The sequence below is a fragment of the Celerinatantimonas marina genome (assembly GCF_046054165.1).
Lineage (GTDB): Bacteria > Pseudomonadota > Gammaproteobacteria > Enterobacterales > Celerinatantimonadaceae > Celerinatantimonas.
Genome location: NZ_JBFNXK010000011.1, coordinates 30,490 through 50,352, shown reverse-complemented (window position 1 = coordinate 50,352; position 19,863 = coordinate 30,490). Strand labels below are relative to the sequence as shown.

18 protein-coding genes and 6 tRNA genes are annotated in these 19,863 nt (G+C 44.9%); 3 read left to right on the top strand and 21 right to left on the bottom strand.

The genetic code is table 11. The features are described from left to right. Window positions 1-17 precede the first annotated feature (17 nt). The 15 genes from ABUE20_RS12740 to miaB all read right to left on the bottom strand — a co-directional run bounded on the left by ABUE20_RS12740 (window position 18) and on the right by miaB (window position 16,138). On the bottom strand, window positions 18-869 hold the full coding sequence (locus ABUE20_RS12740; protein WP_408620317.1) for a septal ring lytic transglycosylase RlpA family protein: 852 nt from the start codon (window positions 867-869) through the stop codon (window positions 18-20). Continuing rightward, window positions 853-1,836: a lytic murein transglycosylase B gene (gene mltB / locus ABUE20_RS12735; protein WP_408620316.1), complete on the bottom strand. Its 984-nt coding sequence runs from the start codon at window positions 1,834-1,836 to the stop codon at window positions 853-855. The genes ABUE20_RS12740 and mltB overlap by 17 nt, the downstream gene beginning before the upstream one ends. A 7-nt stretch (window positions 1,837-1,843) precedes the next feature. Then, window positions 1,844-2,956 (bottom strand): rod shape-determining protein RodA, encoded by a 1,113-nt coding sequence (gene rodA, locus ABUE20_RS12730; RefSeq protein WP_408620315.1) that lies wholly within the window; start codon window positions 2,954-2,956, stop codon window positions 1,844-1,846. Continuing rightward, window positions 2,949-4,823, bottom strand: a complete 1,875-nt coding sequence (gene mrdA / locus ABUE20_RS12725; RefSeq protein WP_408620314.1) for a penicillin-binding protein 2 — start codon at window positions 4,821-4,823, stop codon at window positions 2,949-2,951. Before mrdA ends, rodA begins: the two co-directional genes overlap by 8 nt. Window positions 4,824-4,832: 9 nt before the next feature. Further along, window positions 4,833-5,303, bottom strand: coding sequence for a 23S rRNA (pseudouridine(1915)-N(3))-methyltransferase RlmH (rlmH, locus tag ABUE20_RS12720; RefSeq protein WP_408620313.1), 471 nt, complete (start codon window positions 5,301-5,303; stop codon window positions 4,833-4,835). Then, complete coding sequence (rsfS, locus tag ABUE20_RS12715; protein ID WP_408620312.1) at window positions 5,300-5,641, bottom strand: ribosome silencing factor; 342 nt, start codon at window positions 5,639-5,641, stop codon at window positions 5,300-5,302. The genes rlmH and rsfS overlap by 4 nt, the downstream gene beginning before the upstream one ends. Before the next feature lie 41 nt (window positions 5,642-5,682). After that, a complete protein-coding gene (gene nadD / locus ABUE20_RS12710; RefSeq protein WP_408620311.1) occupies window positions 5,683-6,348 on the bottom strand; it encodes a nicotinate-nucleotide adenylyltransferase in 666 nt (221 codons plus the stop codon). Further along, entirely contained in the window at window positions 6,341-7,348 is a 1,008-nt protein-coding gene (gene holA / locus ABUE20_RS12705; protein ID WP_408620310.1) for a DNA polymerase III subunit delta, read from the bottom strand. The genes nadD and holA overlap by 8 nt, the downstream gene beginning before the upstream one ends. Continuing rightward, window positions 7,348-7,875, bottom strand: a complete 528-nt coding sequence (locus ABUE20_RS12700; protein WP_408620309.1) for an LPS-assembly lipoprotein LptE — start codon at window positions 7,873-7,875, stop codon at window positions 7,348-7,350. The genes holA and ABUE20_RS12700 overlap by 1 nt, the downstream gene beginning before the upstream one ends. A gap of 12 nt (window positions 7,876-7,887) precedes the next feature. Beyond that, a complete protein-coding gene (gene leuS / locus ABUE20_RS12695; RefSeq protein ID WP_408620308.1) occupies window positions 7,888-10,470 on the bottom strand; it encodes a leucine--tRNA ligase in 2,583 nt (860 codons plus the stop codon). Window positions 10,471-10,605: 135 nt separating this feature from the next. After that, window positions 10,606-12,216 carry an apolipoprotein N-acyltransferase gene (lnt, locus tag ABUE20_RS12690; protein WP_408620307.1) on the bottom strand — a complete coding sequence of 537 codons (1,611 nt, stop codon included), beginning with the start codon at window positions 12,214-12,216 and terminating at the stop codon, window positions 10,606-10,608. Then, window positions 12,206-13,084 (bottom strand): CNNM family magnesium/cobalt transport protein CorC, encoded by an 879-nt coding sequence (corC, locus tag ABUE20_RS12685; protein ID WP_408620306.1) that lies wholly within the window; start codon window positions 13,082-13,084, stop codon window positions 12,206-12,208. The genes lnt and corC overlap by 11 nt, the downstream gene beginning before the upstream one ends. A gap of 9 nt (window positions 13,085-13,093) precedes the next feature. Next, entirely contained in the window at window positions 13,094-13,564 is a 471-nt protein-coding gene (gene ybeY, locus ABUE20_RS12680; RefSeq protein ID WP_408620305.1) for an rRNA maturation RNase YbeY, read from the bottom strand. Further along, complete coding sequence (locus ABUE20_RS12675) at window positions 13,564-14,586, bottom strand: PhoH family protein (RefSeq protein WP_408620304.1); 1,023 nt, start codon at window positions 14,584-14,586, stop codon at window positions 13,564-13,566. Before ABUE20_RS12675 ends, ybeY begins: the two co-directional genes overlap by 1 nt. Window positions 14,587-14,707: 121 nt before the next feature. Next, window positions 14,708-16,138: a tRNA (N6-isopentenyl adenosine(37)-C2)-methylthiotransferase MiaB gene (miaB, locus tag ABUE20_RS12670; RefSeq protein WP_408620303.1), complete on the bottom strand. Its 1,431-nt coding sequence runs from the start codon at window positions 16,136-16,138 to the stop codon at window positions 14,708-14,710. A 189-nt stretch (window positions 16,139-16,327) separates the two neighbouring features. Between miaB and ABUE20_RS12665 the strand changes: the two genes are divergently transcribed. Next, window positions 16,328-17,491, top strand: a complete 1,164-nt coding sequence (locus tag ABUE20_RS12665) for an FAD-dependent monooxygenase (protein WP_408620302.1) — start codon at window positions 16,328-16,330, stop codon at window positions 17,489-17,491. Between the two features lie 128 nt (window positions 17,492-17,619). Here ABUE20_RS12665 and ABUE20_RS12660 read toward each other — a convergent pair. The 6 genes from ABUE20_RS12660 to ABUE20_RS12635 form a co-directional block, all read right to left on the bottom strand. Next, window positions 17,620-17,694, bottom strand: a tRNA-Gln gene (locus ABUE20_RS12660). Between the two features lie 100 nt (window positions 17,695-17,794). After that, window positions 17,795-17,871 (bottom strand) — tRNA-Met (locus ABUE20_RS12655). A gap of 6 nt (window positions 17,872-17,877) precedes the next feature. Continuing rightward, window positions 17,878-17,952 (bottom strand) — tRNA-Gln (locus tag ABUE20_RS12650). 31 nt (window positions 17,953-17,983) lie between these two features. Beyond that, a tRNA-Gln gene (locus ABUE20_RS12645) sits at window positions 17,984-18,058 on the bottom strand. 12 nt (window positions 18,059-18,070) lie between these two features. Beyond that, a tRNA-Leu gene (locus tag ABUE20_RS12640) sits at window positions 18,071-18,155 on the bottom strand. Between the two features lie 26 nt (window positions 18,156-18,181). Next, a tRNA-Met gene (locus ABUE20_RS12635) sits at window positions 18,182-18,258 on the bottom strand. A 436-nt stretch (window positions 18,259-18,694) separates the two neighbouring features. Between ABUE20_RS12635 and ABUE20_RS12630 the strand changes: the two genes are divergently transcribed. Together ABUE20_RS12630 and ABUE20_RS12625 are read left to right on the top strand one after the other, a co-directional pair. Then, window positions 18,695-19,246 carry an HD domain-containing protein gene (locus ABUE20_RS12630; RefSeq protein WP_408620301.1) on the top strand — a complete coding sequence of 184 codons (552 nt, stop codon included), beginning with the start codon at window positions 18,695-18,697 and terminating at the stop codon, window positions 19,244-19,246. 135 nt (window positions 19,247-19,381) lie between these two features. Continuing rightward, a complete protein-coding gene (locus ABUE20_RS12625; RefSeq protein ID WP_408620300.1) occupies window positions 19,382-19,768 on the top strand; it encodes an OsmC family protein in 387 nt (128 codons plus the stop codon). The last annotated feature ends 95 nt before the right edge of the window (window positions 19,769-19,863 follow it).

Below are 19,863 nucleotides of genomic sequence, written 5' to 3'. Positions count from 1 at the left end.
TATCGCTCATTATCATATCAAAACTTTGCTGAAGATGCGGATGAATCCTGAGAATGATCCAATGTTACGATAAACGCGTGTTCATACTGTTTTTGTATCTTCTCTTTTGTCTGTAGCGCTTGTATTCGGTTTGCATAGGGACCAATTCGTAATTTAAGCCAGTCCCCCGACTTTACTATGACAGCGGGATATCCCTGTTGTTCCAATACTTTTTGTTGTTGCTGCGCAATTGCCATTGTTTTTACTGCAAGCAACTGTACAAACATTTGAGATTCAGCCGGAATAGGTTTGTCTGCTGAAGGCTGCGCTTTATTGGTTGGGTCATTAGTTTGGGCCGGTGCAGGCTGGGTTGGATCAATAAGCGTCACTTGTACCGGGGCTGTTCCTGATGCAAGCATATCGAGTTTGTAAGCCGCCGCATAGGACAGGTCAATAATCCGTTGGCTATGGAACGGACCTCGATCATTGACACGTACAATCACAGAACGGTGATTAGTAAGATTAGTGACCCGGACATAGCTGGGAAGGGGGAGATTTTTATGGGCTGCACTCATGCTGTACATATCATAAATTTCACCATTAGATGTTCGATGTCCATGAAACTTCAGACCATACCAAGATGCGGTACCGGTTTGTTGATATGATTTGATGTCGCGCCAGACTCTGTAGTGTTTGCCATCGACACTATAGTCTTTATTCCCTCCTTTACTTAAGGGTTCTACACGTGGATGTGCATCTTCAATCCAACCTAATTTAGGTGGATTGGTCGGTGTCTGGTCATGAGGCAAGGCATAACGTGACGGAGTGCTGCAAGCACTGAGCAATAGGCTTACAACAATTAGATAAATAAGATTACGGCTGATAGGCATTTTTGATCTGCTGACTGAGTTGATAAACGGCCATTGCATAAAGCGGACTGTGGTTATAGCGGGTAATGACATAAAAGTTATCAAAAGTCACCCAAGTTTTTGATTGCTGTTTTTCTGTTTGAAGCGATAACAGGTTAACAGAAGTTTGGGGAGCAATAGTGTCAGTGGTCATCGCACCAGCCGTAGCAAGTTGTTGCCATGAGTAACGAGTTTTTAGTTCCCGATTCGCCATTTTTAGAACCGCAGGGTTAGATGCAGTTTGCGCTGTGGCAACTGGTTGACCGAAGATCCATCCATGTTGATGGAAATAATTGGCGACACTGCCAATAGCATCTTCAGGATCAGTTAGCATATTGATATGGCCATCATGATTAAAATCGACAGCGTAGTGTAGATAACTCGATGGAATAAATTGTCCGAATCCCATAGCTCCGGCATAGGAGCCTTTGATATCTCTAAGTTGCCAGTTTTGCTGGTGACTCAAGCGAACGAATGCGGCGAACTCTTTTTGAAAGAAAGCCCCACGGGGTGGGTAATGGAAACCTAATGTATACAGTGAATCGAGAACCGGATAATTGCCTTTAAAACGACCATAGAATGTTTCTACCCCGATAATTGCAACGATGATTTGGGCTGGGACCTGATACGTTTTTTCGGCTTGCATTAAGGCTTGATGATGTTGTTTCCAGAATTCAACACCCTGTTGGATGCGTTTGGGTTGAATGAATAATCCTTGATACTGATACCAGGGCTTGGCTTCCCAAGGTTTAGTGATCGCCGTGATAACGGCATCATCTTTTTGTGCCAGCTTAATTGCTTGTTGTAATTGAGAATAGTCAGTTTGTGTGGCTTGGCTTAATTTTTTTAGTTGCAGCTGCTGCGGGTCAGAAAGGCCAGCAGCGGTAGCTGGCAGGGCAAGTGATGCTGCACAGCTCATGAGAAGTAAGGTCCCGGTCAGATATCGCATACATGTCCTATTGAGCATAAAAACGTCTGTGAGTTTGAATCGACATTAGAATGCCAAAACCTGCTAGAAGAGTCACGATAGATGTTCCTCCATAGCTAATTAAAGGAAGTGGTACTCCGACGACAGGTAATATTCCGCTGACCATCCCAATGTTTACAAAAACGTAAACAAAAAAGGTAAGGGTAATACTGCCAGCTAACAATCGCTCAAAAGCCGTTTGAGCTTGGACAGCAATATACAGTCCACGGGCTATAACAAACAAATATAGAGCAAGAAGAATGGTGATCCCAATAAGTCCGAACTCTTCTGAAAATACGGCAAAGATAAAATCTGTATGCCGTTCGGGAATAAAATCCAGCTGACTTTGGGTGCCATGCATCCAGCCTTTACCGAAAAGACCGCCGGAACCAATAGCGATTTTCGACTGGATGATGTGATAACCCGAACCCAATGGGTCACTTTCTGGATTGAGTAATGTGAGTACTCGCTGACGCTGATAATCATGCATCAGGAAAAACCACAACACGGGGACAAAAGAGGCGACTGCCACAAGAGCTGCCCCTACTAAACGCCAGCTCATTCCGGCTAAGAAGAGGGCAAAAATACCAGAAACCGCGACTAACAGAGATGTTCCCAGATCGGGTTGTTTTGCAATGAGCAATGTGGGCGCGAGGGCAATCCCAAAACCGATCATCAGATTTTTAAATCCAACCGGAAGTGGGTGCTGACTGACATAACGGGATACCATAAGCGGGACGGCCAGTTTCATAATTTCTGAAGGCTGAAATTTAAAAATACCTAAATCCAGCCAACGTTGTGCCCCTTTCCCAATATGACCAATGACTAGCACCGCCATTAACATTAAAAAACCAGCAATAAACAGAGGAGGAGCCCAACGACGAAATGTATCGGGAGAAATTTGGGCGATGATGATCATGATAAATACAGCTAGTCCGACACGAATCGCCTGTCGAATGACCATACTTTCATTTTCACCACTGGCACTGTAGAGAATAAAAGCGCCCAATCCCAGTATGAGTAACAGACCGAGTAATAGTGGCCAGTCAATATGCAGTTTCCACCACAGCGATTCTCGTTGTTTGGTTGTCGCATTACTCATTAGATACTAACTCCGGTTCATGCGCGAAATAGCTATCAAATAATTGTCGAACCAGTGGTGCGGCATGGGCACTCCCTCCACCAATATTTTCTACAGCGACGGCGGCGACAATTTTAGGATTTTTAAATGGGGCATAGGCGACGAACATGGCGTTATCTCTGTGGCGCTCACTGAGCTCTTTTTCATCTAACGATTCACCATCGGCCCGGCTGACGACTTGGGCCGTACCTGACTTGCCCGCGGCGGTGTAATTGGCTCCTAGAAAAGCCCGATGTGCTGTACCGTGTTGTTCATTGACTACCGCATACATGCCATCTTGTGCAACTTTCCAGTGATTGATATCCGTAAGTTGAATGGGTTTTCTGACATCTGGTGGAACCCGTAATCTACGACCATTGGCGGCAATACTGTTGAGGATCCTAGGCGTGATTATTTTACCGTTACTGGCTAGGATGTTAATAGATTCAGCAAGTTGCAGTGGCGTTGCGGTCCAATATCCCTGACCGATACCAATCGAAATAGTATCACCTTGCCACCAAGGTTGGTGGTAGCGAACATGTTTCCATTCCCGGCTGGGCATATTCCCTTTACTTTCTTCGTGGATATCGATACCCGTGTACTGCCCAAAGCCAAATTTGCTCATATAGTCATGAATCGTATCGATACCGGTATTAAAGGCGAGCCAATAAAAGTAGGTATCCACACTTTCTTTAATGGCTTTATGCACATCAACCCAGCCGTGTCCCCATCGTTTCCAGTCGCGGAATTTTCGTTTGGTATTGGGAATTTGAAACCATCCGGGATCAAAGATTCGATCTTTCGTTGTGATTTTCCCTTTTTCCAACCCCATGACGGCTAATAATGGTTTGACCGTTGAAGCGGGGGGATAAGTTCCCTGAGAGGCTCGGTTAATGAGAGGACGATCGGCTGAGTTCAGAAGTGCATTGTAGTTTTTGGCGCTGATCCCGTTGACAAAAGCATTGGGGTTATAGCTGGGACTACTGGCCATGGCTAAGACACCACTATCGGCGGTACTTAATAGCACAATAGCCCCCCGTTTACCGCTCAGCATCGCTTGAGCCTGCAGTTGCAAGTTAATATCAATATTTAGATAGAGATCTTTGCCTGGTTGCGGCGGTTGGACTTGGAGTGTCCGAATGATCCGCCCGCGGTTATTGACCTCAACTTCTTGGTAGCCCGCTGTGCCGTGTAGAATTTGCTCGTAGTAGCGTTCTATCCCCAGTTTCCCGATATTTCGAGTGCCTGAATAGTTGCTTAATTCGCCTTCGGCATTTAAATGTTTCAGATCTTGTTCATTGATCCGTGAAACATAACCTAGCACATGCGTGAGTGCTTCACCGTAGGGATAGTAACGGGTGAGGTGAGATTCAATGCTCACCCCGGGGTAACGAAATTGATTGACGCTGAATTTCGCCACCTGTTGATCGCTTAACTCACTCATCAGAACAACCGGTTTAAAACGGCGGGTATGTTTGAGATCGTCGTAGAAATTGTCTAAATCTTGCTGATCAATATTGAGCAGTTGTGTGAGCTCAGCAACTGTCTGTTTAATATTTTTGACGTCTTCCGGGATAAGCTGAAGATCGAATGAAGGTTTATTTTCAGCGAGTAAATTCCCATTCCGATCATAAATAAGGCCTCGGGGAGGTGCAATGGGCAAAACGTTGATCCGGTTATCATTGGATCGAGTAGAATACTTTTGGTATTGCTTAACTTGTAAGTAGTAAAGATTACCAAAAAGAACCGCCATTAAGACCAGAACAACTAATAAGCTTAAGAGTGCACGCCGAAAAAATAATGATGATTCGGCACTGTGATCACGTAAGGCGATTCGCTTTTTTAGCATACGCGGGGGTTACTCCCGGTGGTATGGATGATTGGCGGTGAGGCTCCATGCCCGATATAATGTTTCTGCCAGAACGATTCGGACCAACGGATGGGGCAGTGTCAAATTGGACAACGACCAACGTTGTTCTGCAATTTCAAGACACTGAGGTGCTAATCCTTCCGGTCCTCCGACTAACAGACTGACATCACGGCCATCCATTTTCCAACTCTCTAGTTGTTTGGCCAACTGTGGGGTGTCCCAGGGTTTTCCATTGACTTCCAGTGTAACAACACGGTTACCACGACCTATGGCTGCTAATGTTTGTTCACCTTCTTTTTCTAAGATCCGGCGAATATCAGCATGCTTACCGCGTTTTCCCGCAGGAATTTCAATCAGTTCTAAGCTGACGTCTTTAGGAAAACGGCGTGCGTATTCTTGATAGCCGTGTTCAACCCAGTCTGGCATTTTAGTGCCCACAGCAATTAACTGAATTTTCATCCAGCTTGCATCTCTGAGACAGGTTTCCACAATTTTTCAAGCTGATAGAAATCCCGGGCTTCATCTTGCATGACATGAACGATAACATTTCCAAGATCAACCAGAACCCATTCACCAGCATCTTTGCCTTCACTTCCCAGGACTGGAAGCTGCGCATGTTTAGCATCTAAAACAAGATTTTCTGCAATCGACTGTACATGGCGTTTGGAATTACCACTACAGATAATCATCTGATCGGTAATTGTCGATTGTTGGTGAACATCAATAGTGATGATGTCTCGCCCTTTCATATCTTCAAGACTATTGATGACAAATTTCACGAGTGCTTCGGTATGCACCTAGTTTAACTCCAGTATTTAGATATCGGTTTGCCAGTATATCATGGCTTTTCTAGCGGCGTTAACCCATAGAGTGAATTCTGTTGTAGGTAATTGTAGACCTGAACCGGTAAATTCGCTTTTACTTCAGGATCAATGTGACCTTGAGCCAGCCGTTGGCGGATTTCTGAGGAAGATATGTTATAAGGCTTGAGTTCTGTAAAATAAACTTGTCCACAGAGTTCGGTGTGAAGTTTGGATATCTGCTGGCAAAAATGAGGGGCTAGCCATTGCTGAATTTCGGGATTTAGCTGGGGTTGATAATTGGGACGGGAAAAGACGACTAGATGAGCATAGTCAGTTAGCTGTCGCCAATGTTGCCAACGGTTTAGTTCCAGAAACGAATCCATCCCCATCGCAAAAATCAGGCTGGAATCTGGATTTTCGACACGTAATTGTTGAAGGGTCAGAATGGTGTAAGAGGCCGTACTTCGGTAAACCTCTCGAGTATCCAAATGAAGCTGCGGGTAATCGGTTAGTGCTAATTGCAGCATCATCAAACGGTGTTGATCACTAACATGCGTTTGGTTTTTCAGAGGGGAACGTTTAGCCGGGATTAAAACGGCATTCGATAAACCAATTTGCTGGCGTAATTGCTCAATACTTTGTAAGTGTCCCAAGTGTACGGGATCGAATGAGCCGCCCAGATAAAGGCGCGGTTCAGCCATGCTGATAACTCCACTGTTGAGGACTTAAGATCAATAATAGTTGCTCAAATTCGAGCTCGTTCTGGCGATTGAATTGAGTTTTAATCGCTAGATCCAACTGGGCCAGTTGATAGCGGGCCTGCTGGATTTGTTGAACGGATAGTTGCTTTGCAGCTTTTTGTAACAGATTTTGACGTTTAGGCCAGACCTTGAACTGATGCCAGATCGGATCTGGGGATGTGGCCTGTTGCAGAGCACTGATAATGGTTAGATCTTTATCCATAAGCCAATTGAATAAAGTCAGCTCTTCACCTTCCTGACGAAGTTGTCGGACAATTTGTTGGGCTCGGGCCGGTTGCTGATTCCACAAGGCATCAACTAATTGGTATTGGCTAAATTGCCCCGATTCAGTCAGTGACGATTCAACATCTGCCAGATCCGCTGTGCCATTTGGATAAGTCAGACTGAGCTGTCTTATTGTTTGGCTTAACGCTAATAAATTGCCTTCATAGTAATAGATAAGTCGCTGAGCCAACTCTGTTTCAGGTTGTAATTGATAACGGCGTAAGCGTTGTTTGACCCATTGAGTTAATTGCTGCCCCTGAGGCAGCAGTACAGAGATGATGATTCCCCGTTGATCGATTTGTTGAAACCAAGCCTGTTTTTGTTGGTTTTTTTTGAGCGGGGGCATCATCAGCAACAAGCAAGTATCTGAATTGAGTTGTTGAAGGAGTTCTGTCAGACGGTTAGCGGCTTGTTTATCTGGAAGTGCAGAAAACTCAATCTCTATCAATTTTAGTGGGGAAAATAGCGAAAGTTCTTGCGCTTGGCTGACAATTGTTTCCCAGTTTAATTCCTGATCGTAATGGAATCGAAAGCGCTCTACATTGCCACTTTGCAGGACCCGATCACGAATTAAAGCGGCACTTTCAGAAACAATCAGCGGTTCATCGCCGCTGATTAAATAAACAGGAGCAACTTGAGTAAGTCGCTCCGTAAGCTGTTGGGGATTGATGCGCATTAATAATCAATAGTAGCTAACTGGCGAACGATTTGATCGGCTGCCATCTGGTGCATCTCTTTTTCAATGAGATCCCGTTCTCGTAGTTTAGCCAAAGCTTGATGGTTGTCAGAAGTAAAGTCCCGATGTAATTGTACTTCTAAAGGAAATTTAATATTTGCTTTGGTCGTGACGGTTCCTTCAACCTGGTAACTCAGTTCGTATTCGGCATCACTTCCGTCAGAATAGACCGAAACGATACGACTGGTGATTGAGGGTGATTTTAATTCCACAACTGGGGCCTGATCCGAAGGAGCATCCAGCAATTTGATATTGTTTTGACGTAACTGGTTTTCCAAATCAAGTGTTAGATCACTATAAGGATCACTGGATACCAGATAAAGCGCACTTAATTTACTGTTAATCAAATAGTTTCCACGTAAGTGAAAGCCACATGCCGAGAGTAGTGATACAGCTACAACGAGCACGAGTGCCTGTCGATAGCGTTTAAATAGTGCCCTTAAAGGGCACTGAATTAGTTTATCCATGAGGTATCTCAACTAGTTCGCTACGATATTGAGCAGTTTCCCGGGTACAAAAATAACTTTGCGAATTGTTTTACCATCGGTAAAGCGACTCACATTTTCGTCAGCTAGTGCTTGCGCCTGTACATCTTCCTGCGTCGCATTTGCTGCTGTCGTTAGTTTTGCGCGAAGTTTGCCATTCACTTGCACGATGATCAGTTTAGTGGATTCAACCATCGCTTCATCATCGGCAACCGGCCAAGGGGTGGTTTCTAAATCTTGGTCATGTCCCAGTTCCTGCCAAAGAACGCTGCAGATATGGGGAGTAATCGGCGAAAGCATTAAAATAACCGCAGTCATGGCTTCATAACCAATGGCACGAGTGACCGAATCCGTGTAGTCCTGTTTGGAAATTCGGTTCATTAATTCCATGATGGCGGCAATGGCGGTATTAAATGTTTGCCGACGACCAATATCATCACTGACTTTGGTAATCGTTTTATGTAATTCTCGACGTAATTCCTGCTGTTCAGCGGTTAATTTTGCCGCATCATAACTGTCGGCATGGCCAGCCTGTAACAGGTCATAACACTGGCGCCAAACTCGGCGCAAGAAACGTAGCGCACCTTCAACCGCAGAGTCCTGCCATTCCAGAGTCTGTTCTGCCGGGGCGGCAAACATCATAAATAATCGAACGGTATCAGCCCCATATTTTTCAACCATCACCTGAGGGTCAATACCATTATTTTTCGATTTTGACATTTTACTCATGCCGGAATATTGCAATTCACGGCCAGTGCTGATCTGTTTGGCACTGGTGATCCGGCCTTTATCATCACGTGTGACATCGGCATCTAATGGAGATACCCAGTTTTTACCGCCTTGATCATCTTCATAGAAGAAAGCATCAGCCAGCACCATTCCTTGGGTGAGTAACCGTTTGAAGGGTTCATCTGAGTTGACCAGACCGGCATCCCGCAATAATTTGTGGAAGAAGCGAGCATAAAGCAAATGCAAAATGGCGTGTTCAATCCCACCAATATATTGATCGACTGGAAGCCAGTAATTAGCGGTTTCCGGATCCAGCATCACGTCGTTACTGGTTGAACAGAATTTTGCAAAGTACCAACTTGATTCCATAAACGTATCGAAAGTGTCGGTTTCATGCCATGCTTTCTGACCGTTATACGTGGTTTCAGACCAAGTCGGATCGGCTTTAATCGGTGAAATAACGCCGGTCATTTCGACATCTTCAGGTAAGCGAACCGGGAGTTGTTCTTCAGGAACCGGGACGACATCTCCGTTTTCCAGATTTAACATCGGGATCGGGGTTCCCCAGTAGCGCTGACGGGAAACACCCCAGTCACGCAAACGGAAGTTTACTTTTTTCTGGCCTTTTCCGAGTGACTCTAAATGGCCGGAAATGGCATTAAATGCTTCCTGAAAAGCCAAGCCATCAAATTCGCTGGAGTTAAACAGTTTCCCTTTTTCGGTATAAGCTTGTTCGCTGACATCCGGGGCTTCACCGGCCTCAGTTAAAATAACCGGTTTGATATCGAGCCCATATTTACTGGCAAACTCGTAATCGCGTTGGTCATGAGCCGGAACGGCCATTACGGCACCTGAACCATAATCCATTAACACAAAGTTAGCCGCCCAAATCGGTACTTCTTGACCGGTTAATGGGTGAATCGCTTTCAAACCGGTGTCTACACCTAGTTTTTCCATGGTGGCCATATCGGCTTCTGCCACTTTGGTATTTTTACAAGCGTCGATGAATTTCGCTAGTTCTGGATTGTTTTCGGCTGCTTTTAAAGCCAGTGGATGTTGTGCGGCGACACCGACATAGGTTACCCCGAAAATAGTGTCCGGACGCGTAGTATATACATTGAATGACTGATTCTGGCCTGCGACATCAAATGTCAGTTCGACCCCTTCAGAGCGACCGATCCAATTGCGTTGCATGGTTTTAACTTGCTCAGGCCATTCATCCATCTGGTCTAAATCATCGAGCAATTCTTGAGCATAATCCGTAATTTTAATAAACCACTGTGGGATCTCTTTTTGTTCCACAGGTGCTCCAGAACGCCAGCCTCGGCCATCAATAACCTGTTCGTTAGCTAATACGGTTTGATCGACAGGATCCCAGTTCACGGTCGACATTTTTTTGTAGACCAGACCCTTTTCAAATAATTTAGTGAAAAACCATTGTTCCCAGCGATAGTATTCCGGGCGACAGGTTGCGATTTCGCGATCCCAGTCATAACCAAAGCCCAGCTGTTTGAGCTGTTTTTTCATGTAGGCGATGTTTTCATAGGTCCATTTCGCAGGCGCGGTATTGTTTTTAATCGCTGCATTTTCAGCGGGTAGGCCAAAAGCATCCCAACCCATTGGCTGTAACACATTTTTACCCTGCATGCGTTGGTAGCGTGAAATTACATCACCGATCGTGTAATTTCGGACATGGCCCATGTGCAGTCGTCCGCTGGGATAAGGAAACATTGATAGACAGTAGAATTTCTCTTTACCAGGTTGCTCGGTGACCTTAAAAGTTTTTTGGGTTTCCCATTTTTGCTGAATGCTGGGCTCAATGTCGTGCGGATTGTATTGCTCTTGCATGGGTGATAATTTCCGGAAAATTAGATTGTTCTATACGAATCTTGTTGAAGTCATATAGGATACTCACTCCCATCGAATACAACAATAGTTAGAGTTAATTCTGGTCAATTTCTCAGTGAGTTTGGCTAAGGTTCATCAGTTATCTGCATTTGATTCCACTTTATTCGATGATTGGATCTGAACTTTATTTAATTTTATTCGGGATCTTATTTGCTGGATCATAAGCATCGCGGCAATGAACTCAAATAGGTAAACGGGCCATAGTCCCCAGCGTTGATAAGGTGTTTGCCCTGTTCGGGGCGTCATTTCACCATGAAGTACTGCGGTTTTATAGATGGGGAGTTGTTTAGTTATTTGGCCGTGACTATTGATAAGCGCTGTATAGCCCGTGTTGGTCCCTCGCACGACGGGGCGCTGAAATTCAAGGGCTCGCATTTGTGCGATTTCCAGATGTTGTGCTGGACCGATCGATCGGCCAAACCAGGTATCGTTACTAATAGTTAAAATTGCATCGGTTTGTTGGCTGATCAGCGATTGGATTTCGTTGCCAAAAGCAATTTCATAGCAGATAGCACTCAGCCAGTGATGTCCATTCACGAGAATATCAGACTGTTGATTTGTCCCTCTGGAGAAAGAGGACATAGGTAAATTAAAAAGTTTTGCCAGAGGGCGGAGCCATTTTTCAAACGGTACGAATTCACCGATTGGGAGTAAATGCCGTTTGTAATAACGATCCTGATTATTGAATTGGTAAGGTGCTGAATGGCTGCCCGGTTTGGTCTTTTGTCCGAGTACAATTAGTGCATTGTAGTATTGGCCGGTTGCACTGCGATGAATAATGCCGGTGACCAGTGCCTGTTGCTTTTGGGTTAGGGTTTGATCCAGCGCGGTTAAATAAGCACTGGCCTGAGATTCAAGAAGCGGCAGTGCCGATTCAGGCCAGACGATGATATCGGTATTATTTTGTTGTTCGGTGAGTTGCCAGTAGCGTTTTAAGGTTGGCATTCGGTTTTCTGGGGCCCATTTGGTTTCAATCGCTTCATTTCCCTGAACCAGTGCAATGCGAACTGGAGAATGCGCATGTGTAAAAGTGACCCACTTGAGAAGTGTGCCGCCTGAAACAATCAGTGCTAATACGATTAAACTGATCAGGTGGCGTGGCCGGCTGAGCCAGCAAACCAATAAACCAGCACAACACAGTAAGACTAGGGTTACCCCATAAACGCCGAAACTGCTGGCATAACCGGATAATGGACTATAAATTTGACTATAGCCCGGCATTAGCCAAGGAAATCCGGTAAAGAGTCTGGCTCGTAGCCATTCCCCCAGCAGCCAACATCCCGGGAATCCTAAGAGTGCAAAAGTCAGTGAATGATGAGAAGGCCATTTGGCCGCTAACCAGCAAGAAAAAGCTGGGAATAAGGCCAGATAAATAACGAGCAATCCAACGAGGAAAAAGCTCCCCCATAGCGGAATGCCGCCAAATTGATAAATACTGACATGGATCCAACTTAGCCCATATCCATAAAAACCTATGGCATAACAGAATCCAATTCGAAAGGGTGTCCGAACGCGTTGAATTAAGAAAAACAAGCCAGCCATCGAGAGGATACTTAGAGGCCATAGGTGATATGGCGCAAATGCAAATGGGGCCAATAGGCCTGCTAGTAATGCAATTAAGCAGGCAATAAAGGGCTTCTGAATCAGCACTAGCGGGCTGTATTCCAGTCGATGATTAGCCGTCAATATTTGAGTTATCCAGTGATTCGGGAATGGTTACCTGTAGCTGAATGACTCGACGTCGATCGGCACTACTGACTTTAAAATGAAAGTTGGCAATGGTGATTTTTTCACCTCGAGCGGGCAGGTGCCCAAAGGCATGGGTAACCAGTCCTCCGATAGTGTCCACTTCATCATCACTGAGTTCACAGCGAAAGGCATCGTTAAAATCATCGATATCGGTGAGGGCACTGACCGCAAAGGTGGAATTATTGATCCGGCGGATATTTTGGCGTAATTCTTGGCCTTTAACAAATTCATCTTCGATATCGCCAACGATCAGCTCCAGAATATCTTCAATGGTCACCAGTCCTGAAACGCCCCCGAATTCATCGACAACAATCGCCATGTGATAACGTTCTGAACGAAATTCTTTCAGTAACTTATCGATACGTTTACTTTCAGGAACCACCACTGCCGGTCGGATGATTTGCGGTAACTCCAACGGTTCATGGTGGTTATCAAATCCATAAAGTAACAGGTCTTTTGCGAGTAAAATACCTTCGATATGGTCTTTATCTTCATTGATTACCGGGAACCTTGAATGTCCCGCATGAATAATCGTAGGCAGAAATTGATCAACAGTCTCGGTAATATCAATGGTGATCATTTGAGAGCGAGGGATCATAATATCCCGAACTTTCAAGTCGGCAACTTCCAGAACACCTTCGATCATTTCTTTGGTGTTACTGTCAATTAATTCCCGTTCGTTGGCGTCTTGGATGACGTCAACTAGTTCTTGTTTATTTTGCGGTTCTCCCTGAAACCACTGGCCAACTTTATCCAGCCAGGATTTGGCAGAACCGCTTCCAGAGTGAGGATTCTCGTCGCTCATGGGGATTGTTTATTCCGTAGTAGGCAGAACCTGATAAGGGTCTGCAATATTTAGCGTTGAAAGGATTTTGACTTCTAAAGCTTCCATCTCTTCAGCTTCATCATCTTCGATATGATCATAACCTAGCAGATGCAGGCAACCATGTACAACCATATGCGCCCAATGATGCGATAAGGGTTTGTTTTGTTCGAGAGCTTCTTTTTCAACCACGGATTTACAAATCACTAAATCACCAAGTAAACCCAGATCGATTCCTGGAGGAGACTGGAATGGAAATGACAGCACATTGGTTGGCCGATTTTTTTCTCGATACTGATGATTCAGCGCCTGACTTTCTTCCGGCTCGACCAGACGAACTGTAAGTTCGCCTTCACTCTCACAGAGCTCCAGTGCTGCACTGGCCCAGGTGACGAGTTCATCCTGTGACGGTAAATATCCCTGCTCATCGCAGGCAATCTGTCGATCAACAATCGCATTCATTATTTGTCCGCCTCTTGGTCGTTTTGTTTTCGGCGCTGTTGTTCATCATAGGCTTCATAAGCTTCGACAATTCGAGCAACTACCGGATGCCGCACCACATCAGCCGCCTGAAAGAAATTAAAACTTAACGTTTCAACATCTTGTAGCACCTGAATCGCATGGCGTAGCCCGGAATTCTGATGCCGGGGCAGGTCGATCTGAGTAATATCACCGGTAATGACTGCCTTGGAATTGAAGCCGATCCGGGTCAGGAACATTTTCATCTGTTCTACTGTGGTATTCTGGCTTTCATCAAGAATAATAAAGGCATCGTTTAGTGTTCGGCCACGCATATAAGCTAAAGGAGCGACTTCGATCACATTTCTATCGATAAGTTTCTCTACACGCTCAAAACCTAACATTTCAAATAATGCATCATAGAGTGGCCGTAGATATGGGTCGACCTTCTGACTGAGATCCCCAGGGAGAAAACCGAGCTTTTCACCGGCTTCAACCGCTGGCCGAGTGAGCAAAATTCGTCTAACTTCCTGACGTTCCAGCGCGTCCACGGCACAGGCCACCGCCAGATAGGTTTTCCCAGTTCCTGCCGGGCCAATACCGAAGGTTACATCGTGATTAAGAATATGGCCGATGTAATCAGATTGGTTCGGGGTTCGGGGTTTAATCACACCACGCTTGGTTTTGATGGTAGTTTGCTGAGCGTGATGACGAGGTTCTTGTTCTTGCTCCAAGACCCCACTTTCTTTAATCGCTAAATGGATTTGTTGTGGATCCAAAGCTGGAATCCCTTGGCCTTTTAATGGCTTCGTTTCAACATAAAGATGTTTTAAAATGGATTCACCCGCTTTAGCCTGAGCAGGCTGACCTACGAGGGTAATATGTTGATTTCGATAGGTAATTTCTAAGCCCAGTCGTCGTTCTAACTGCCGTAGGTTATCATCAAAAGGACCAAATAAGCTGGCTAAACGTTTGCTATCTGCCGGCTCGAGTTGAAATTCAATTGTTTGTAATGGTGTGCTCAATATATCTCAAAGCCGTATTGGCTATTGCTCCTTCGCATATAGGGATCTGAATGATGGTCGCTAAACATTGACAGATGAGCAACCATCTTCAGTCCTCAGAGGGAGATTACTCCCTGAATATTTATGGCGTAAAGGTCGAGACACCCAGATCATCGGGTTTTTCGGCCATATTCTTCGTCATGATTTCTGAAGGGGATGTGTGAACCCTTAACGCCATTTCGGCCTCGGTTCGAATCAGATCCCCTCGTAATGAGTTCGGGAAAACGTCGGTAATTTTAACATCCACGAACTGACCAATCAGTTCCGGTGATCCTTCAAAATTGACCACTCGGTTATTTTCCGTCCGTCCCCGAAGTTCCATCGGATTTTTCTTCGATGGTCCTTCGACTAAAATGCGTTGTTCGGTATTCAGCATCCGACGACTAAATTGCATGGCATTCTGATTAATGCGATCCTGCAAAATATACAGCCGTTGTTTTTTAGCGTCTTCGGTTACATCATCCGGTAAATCCGCCGCCGGAGTTCCCGGGCGCGGGCTGTAAATAAAGCTAAAGCTCATATCAAAGTTAACTTGTTCTATCAGCTTCATGGTTGCTGCAAAATCTTCATCGGTTTCACCGGGAAAACCGACGATAAAATCAGAACTGATATTGATATCCGGACGTACTTTCCGCAGTTTGCGAATGATGGATTTGTATTCAATCGCAGTATGCGGCCGTTTCATCAATGTCAAAATTCGATCAGAACCACTTTGGACCGGTAGATGTAAGAAACTAACCAGTTCTGGAGTATCTGCATACACTGCCACAATGTCATCAGTAAATTCAAGCGGATGACTGGTTGTATAACGAATTCTGTCAATACCGTCAATACTGGCCACATCGCGTAATAGCTCCGCGAAACTACAGATGCTGCCATCATAACGTTCACCGCGGTAGGCGTTGACATTTTGACCCAGCAGATTGACTTCTCGAACGCCTTGCTCCGCGAGTGCGGCGATTTCGTAGAGAACATCATCCAGTGGGCGACTAATTTCTTCGCCACGCGTATAGGGTACTACACAAAACGAGCAGTATTTATTACACCCTTCCATCACGGAGACAAAAGCCGTTGGTCCTTCAGCGCGTGGTTCAGGGAGCCGGTCAAATTTTTCGATTTCAGGAAAGCTGATATCAACCACTGCACCATGTTTTTCCTGTACCTGTTTAATCATTTCAGGTAACCGATGCAGGGTTTGCGGCCCAAAAACGATGTCGACAAAAGGAGCCCGTTGACGAATGGCGTCACCTTCTTGAGAAGCCACGCAGCCACCAACGCCAATGACTAGATCGGCTTTTTTGTCTTTTAAATGTTTCCAGCGGCCTAGCTGGTGAAATACTTTTTCCTGGGCTTTTTCGCGGATGGAACAGGTGTTGAGCAACAGCACATCCGCTTGCGCAGGATCTTCTGTGAGCTCATAGCCGTGAGTTGCATCCAGAAGTTCTGCCATTTTGGATGAATCATATTCATTCATCTGGCAGCCCCAAGTTTTGATATGCAGTTTTTTGGCCATGTTTTCACTCGTTGATTAATAGCTCGAAAATGGAGGCGTATTTTACTTTTTTCAAGGGCCACTGACTAGCAGCTTGACAAAATTTTCACATTTCATTCCAAATATAAGCTGAAATCTGCCCAAGATCGTTTTGGTGAAAAGCAGCAACAGGGTACACTTTATCGCAGTAGCCATAATGATGAATAACTTATGAAACAATATGATGTGATCATTGCCGGTGGCGGAATGATCGGAGCCGCATTAGCTTGTGGTTTGGCATCGCAGGGAATGTCGATTGCACTGCTCGAACCTTCTCAACCAACCGCATTTGATGTCAATTCAGTCCCTGATCTGCGGTTGTCGGCGTTTAATTTAGCCAGTGAACAATTACTCCGTAAACTCGGAGCATGGCCTGCGATTGAAGCCATGCGTTTAACGCCTTATTCCGGATTACAAACTTGGGAAGTTGGAATGGTGCAACGGGTTGATTTTCAGGCGTCGACGATCGGCCAGGATCATTTGGGATATATGATTGAGAATCGAGTAGTACAACTCGCTTTATGGCAGTGCTTTGAGGGGTTAGCGATCGATCTATTTCCGTGGCAAGATTGGCAATTACAATCGTGCTCTGATGGCGTGGTGATTCATTGTCAGGAACAACCGTTACAAGGGCGGTTGATGATTGGTGCCGATGGTGCGCATTCTCAGGTGCGGGAGCAGTCTGGGATCGGAATAACCGGTTGGAATTATCGGCAGCGGTGTTTAAGTATTAATATTAAGCTGGATGCACCTTTGCAAGAGGTGACTTGGCAGGAGTTTCATCCGGAAGGTCCGCGTGCGTTTTTACCGTTAATGGCGCCTTATGCGACGCTGATTTGGTATGATACGCCCCAGCGAATTTTACAGTTACAGAGATTATCAGCCGCTCAGTTGAAACAGCAAATTATCGCTGGGTTTCCTGCTTTACCTGGAGATTTTGAATTGCTTAATTGGGCTAGCTTTCCATTAACTCGTCAGCATGCTCATCACTATGGCGCTGGTCGAGTCATACTCGCAGGAGATGCGGCACATACCATTCATCCTTTAGCTGGGCAGGGAGTCAATATTGGATTCAAGGATGTTTCGTTATTATTGGAACTGTTAGAAAAAGTCTCATTGGACGATTATGAATCGGTATCACGGATGTTACGACGCTATCAACGGGTTCGTCAGGCTGATAATTTGTTAATGCAGTCGGCAATGGATGTCCTTTATAAGAGTTTTTCGCATTCACATCCGATGGTTGGCAAACTGCGGCGATGGGGATTGTCGCTGGCTGAGCATAGTGGTGTTTTAAAACGGCAAGCATTACGGTATGCCGTAGGATTGAAATAGCGAGAATGATGGGTCACTGCCCAATGTGATGTTAAATTTGGCAGTGGCTGCTTATTCTAGAGCATTTGCCGTGAGCGCAAAAAATATCAGAAATGAAAAAGCCCGCATAAGGCGGGCTTTCTCGATATTGGCAGGGGTAGCTGGACTTGAACCAACGAATGACGGAATCAGAATCCGTTGCCTTACCACTTGGCTATACCCCTAAAACTGTTGCTGTTGAGCGGCCAAAATTATATGCCTGAATCTTTAAAGTCGTCAACAAGAATTTCTAAAAATCTTATTTAAATCAAGCCTGTACATCATTGGTGGCTATGGCGGGACTTGAACCTGCGACCCCAGCATTATGAGTGCTGTGCTCTAACCAACTGAGCTACATAGCCATATAATGGCAGGGATAGCTGGATTCGAACCAGCGCATGACGGGATCAAAACCCGTTGCCTTACCGCTTGGCTATATCCCTAAGATATCGTCAAAGCTTCGTTTAAATAAAATGGCAGGGATAGCTGGATTCGAACCAGCGCATGACGGGATCAAAACCCGTTGCCTTACCGCTTGGCTATATCCCTGCAGACTGAAAATGGTGCGGAAGGAGAGACTTGAACTCTCACACCTTACGATACTAGAACCTAAATCTAGCGCGTCTACCAATTCCGCCACTTCCGCATTTTCAGTAGTCTTTACAGACTTGTTGGTGGCTATGGCGGGACTTGAACCTGCGACCCCAGCATTATGAGTGCTGTGCTCTAACCAGCTGAGCTACATAGCCATCGTTTTGTGAGCAACTGTTCCGTTGCTGCGGCGCGTATTATGCTGATATGCCTACCTAGCGTCAACCCATTTTCTGTAAAAAAATTGAAAAACAGATCGTTTGCCTGAATTATATACCAAATGACCGCGAATCAGCCTCAACTGGCTGTAAATTCGTCAGTTCTTCGGCATTTTAATGCAACTTATTGATAGCGGGCCCAAAATGATGGGATGTTTCTTAAAGGTATAGCGTTAATGTAGGGCATGTTTACCAATCTGGCTGCGATCTTAAAATGATATATATCAATAAAAATGTCTTTGGGAATGTGATCGCTGATGAAAGTTTGAGCTTTATTTTTAAAAATCTGTCTGCATACTGAAGCAGTCAATGCCTGTGCTGTTTAATGGTCGTAAACAGACTCTGAAATATTTTGTTTATTGTTCGGTGATCATAGATGGATAGCTTATTTACTCAGGATTTATATCTGAAGACTTGGAATTTTGCTTCAGCTGCACATCGGTATCAGACGTTACCCGGAAGTGATATTCCGTACCTTAATCATATCGGTAATGTGGCCATGGAAGTGATCGCGGCTATATCTGTTATTCCAGTACAACGTCCAGATTTATCGATTCAGTGTGCACTATTGCATGATGTGATTGAAGATACGGATGTGACTTATGAGCAAGTCAAACTAGAATTTGGTGAAGCGGTGGCATTAGGTGTTTTAAGTTTAACCAAAGATCAGCAGTTGCCTTCTAAGAAAGAACAGATGCTGGATAGTCTAAGCCGAATTAGGCAACAGCCTAAAGAAATTTGGTTGGTCAAATTAGCGGATAGGATTACTAATTTGCAGGCACCTCCGGCGCATTGGAATAAAATGAAAATAGCCAATTATCGGGATGAAGCACAGTTGATTCATGATCAATTAGCAAGTGCTCATGCACCATTAGCCGGCAGATTAGCTCAAAAAATAGCGGAATATCGTCTTTATATGAATGCATAGTGGGATTTTATCCCCCTCTCTTTAATGAGAGGGGGACTACCTTTAAGCGATGGTTCGGAATAATACAGAAATTGAGAGCTGAATTTATCAGCGTATATTGGTGAGACTTGATTCTAATATTTCCCGGAGTATTTCATGATTAGGACCAAGTGCTTAAGTCAGCCGTATCAGACTCAATTTACCAATGATCGCGTCGTTGCTTACAGTGATATTCACAGCGATAAAGGTGGAAAAGGTGAGGGGTTCAGGCCGCATGATTTGCTGGAAGCCGCGTTGGCTTGTTGCATTAATATGTCCGTGCGAATGTACACTGAGCAGCATGCATTATCATTGAGCTCGGTAGCAACGATTGTAAACCTTGATCGGAGTCATGAAGGCGAGGTGTGTTTTGAATATGACGTCTCATTAGTCGGCGATTTATCTGAGTCTGAAAGACAGGCTATTTTAGCAATGGTAAAAACGTGTCCGGTGCGTCGAACTCTTTTGTCTACGATTTCATTTCGGTCGCTTCAATCAGATTAATTTACGGTTGTTGGATTCGATTTAGGTGTAATAATTTATCGTTAAACGTTGGCTATTTATAATAATTAACAAGGTATTAGCTGTTATTTGGATCC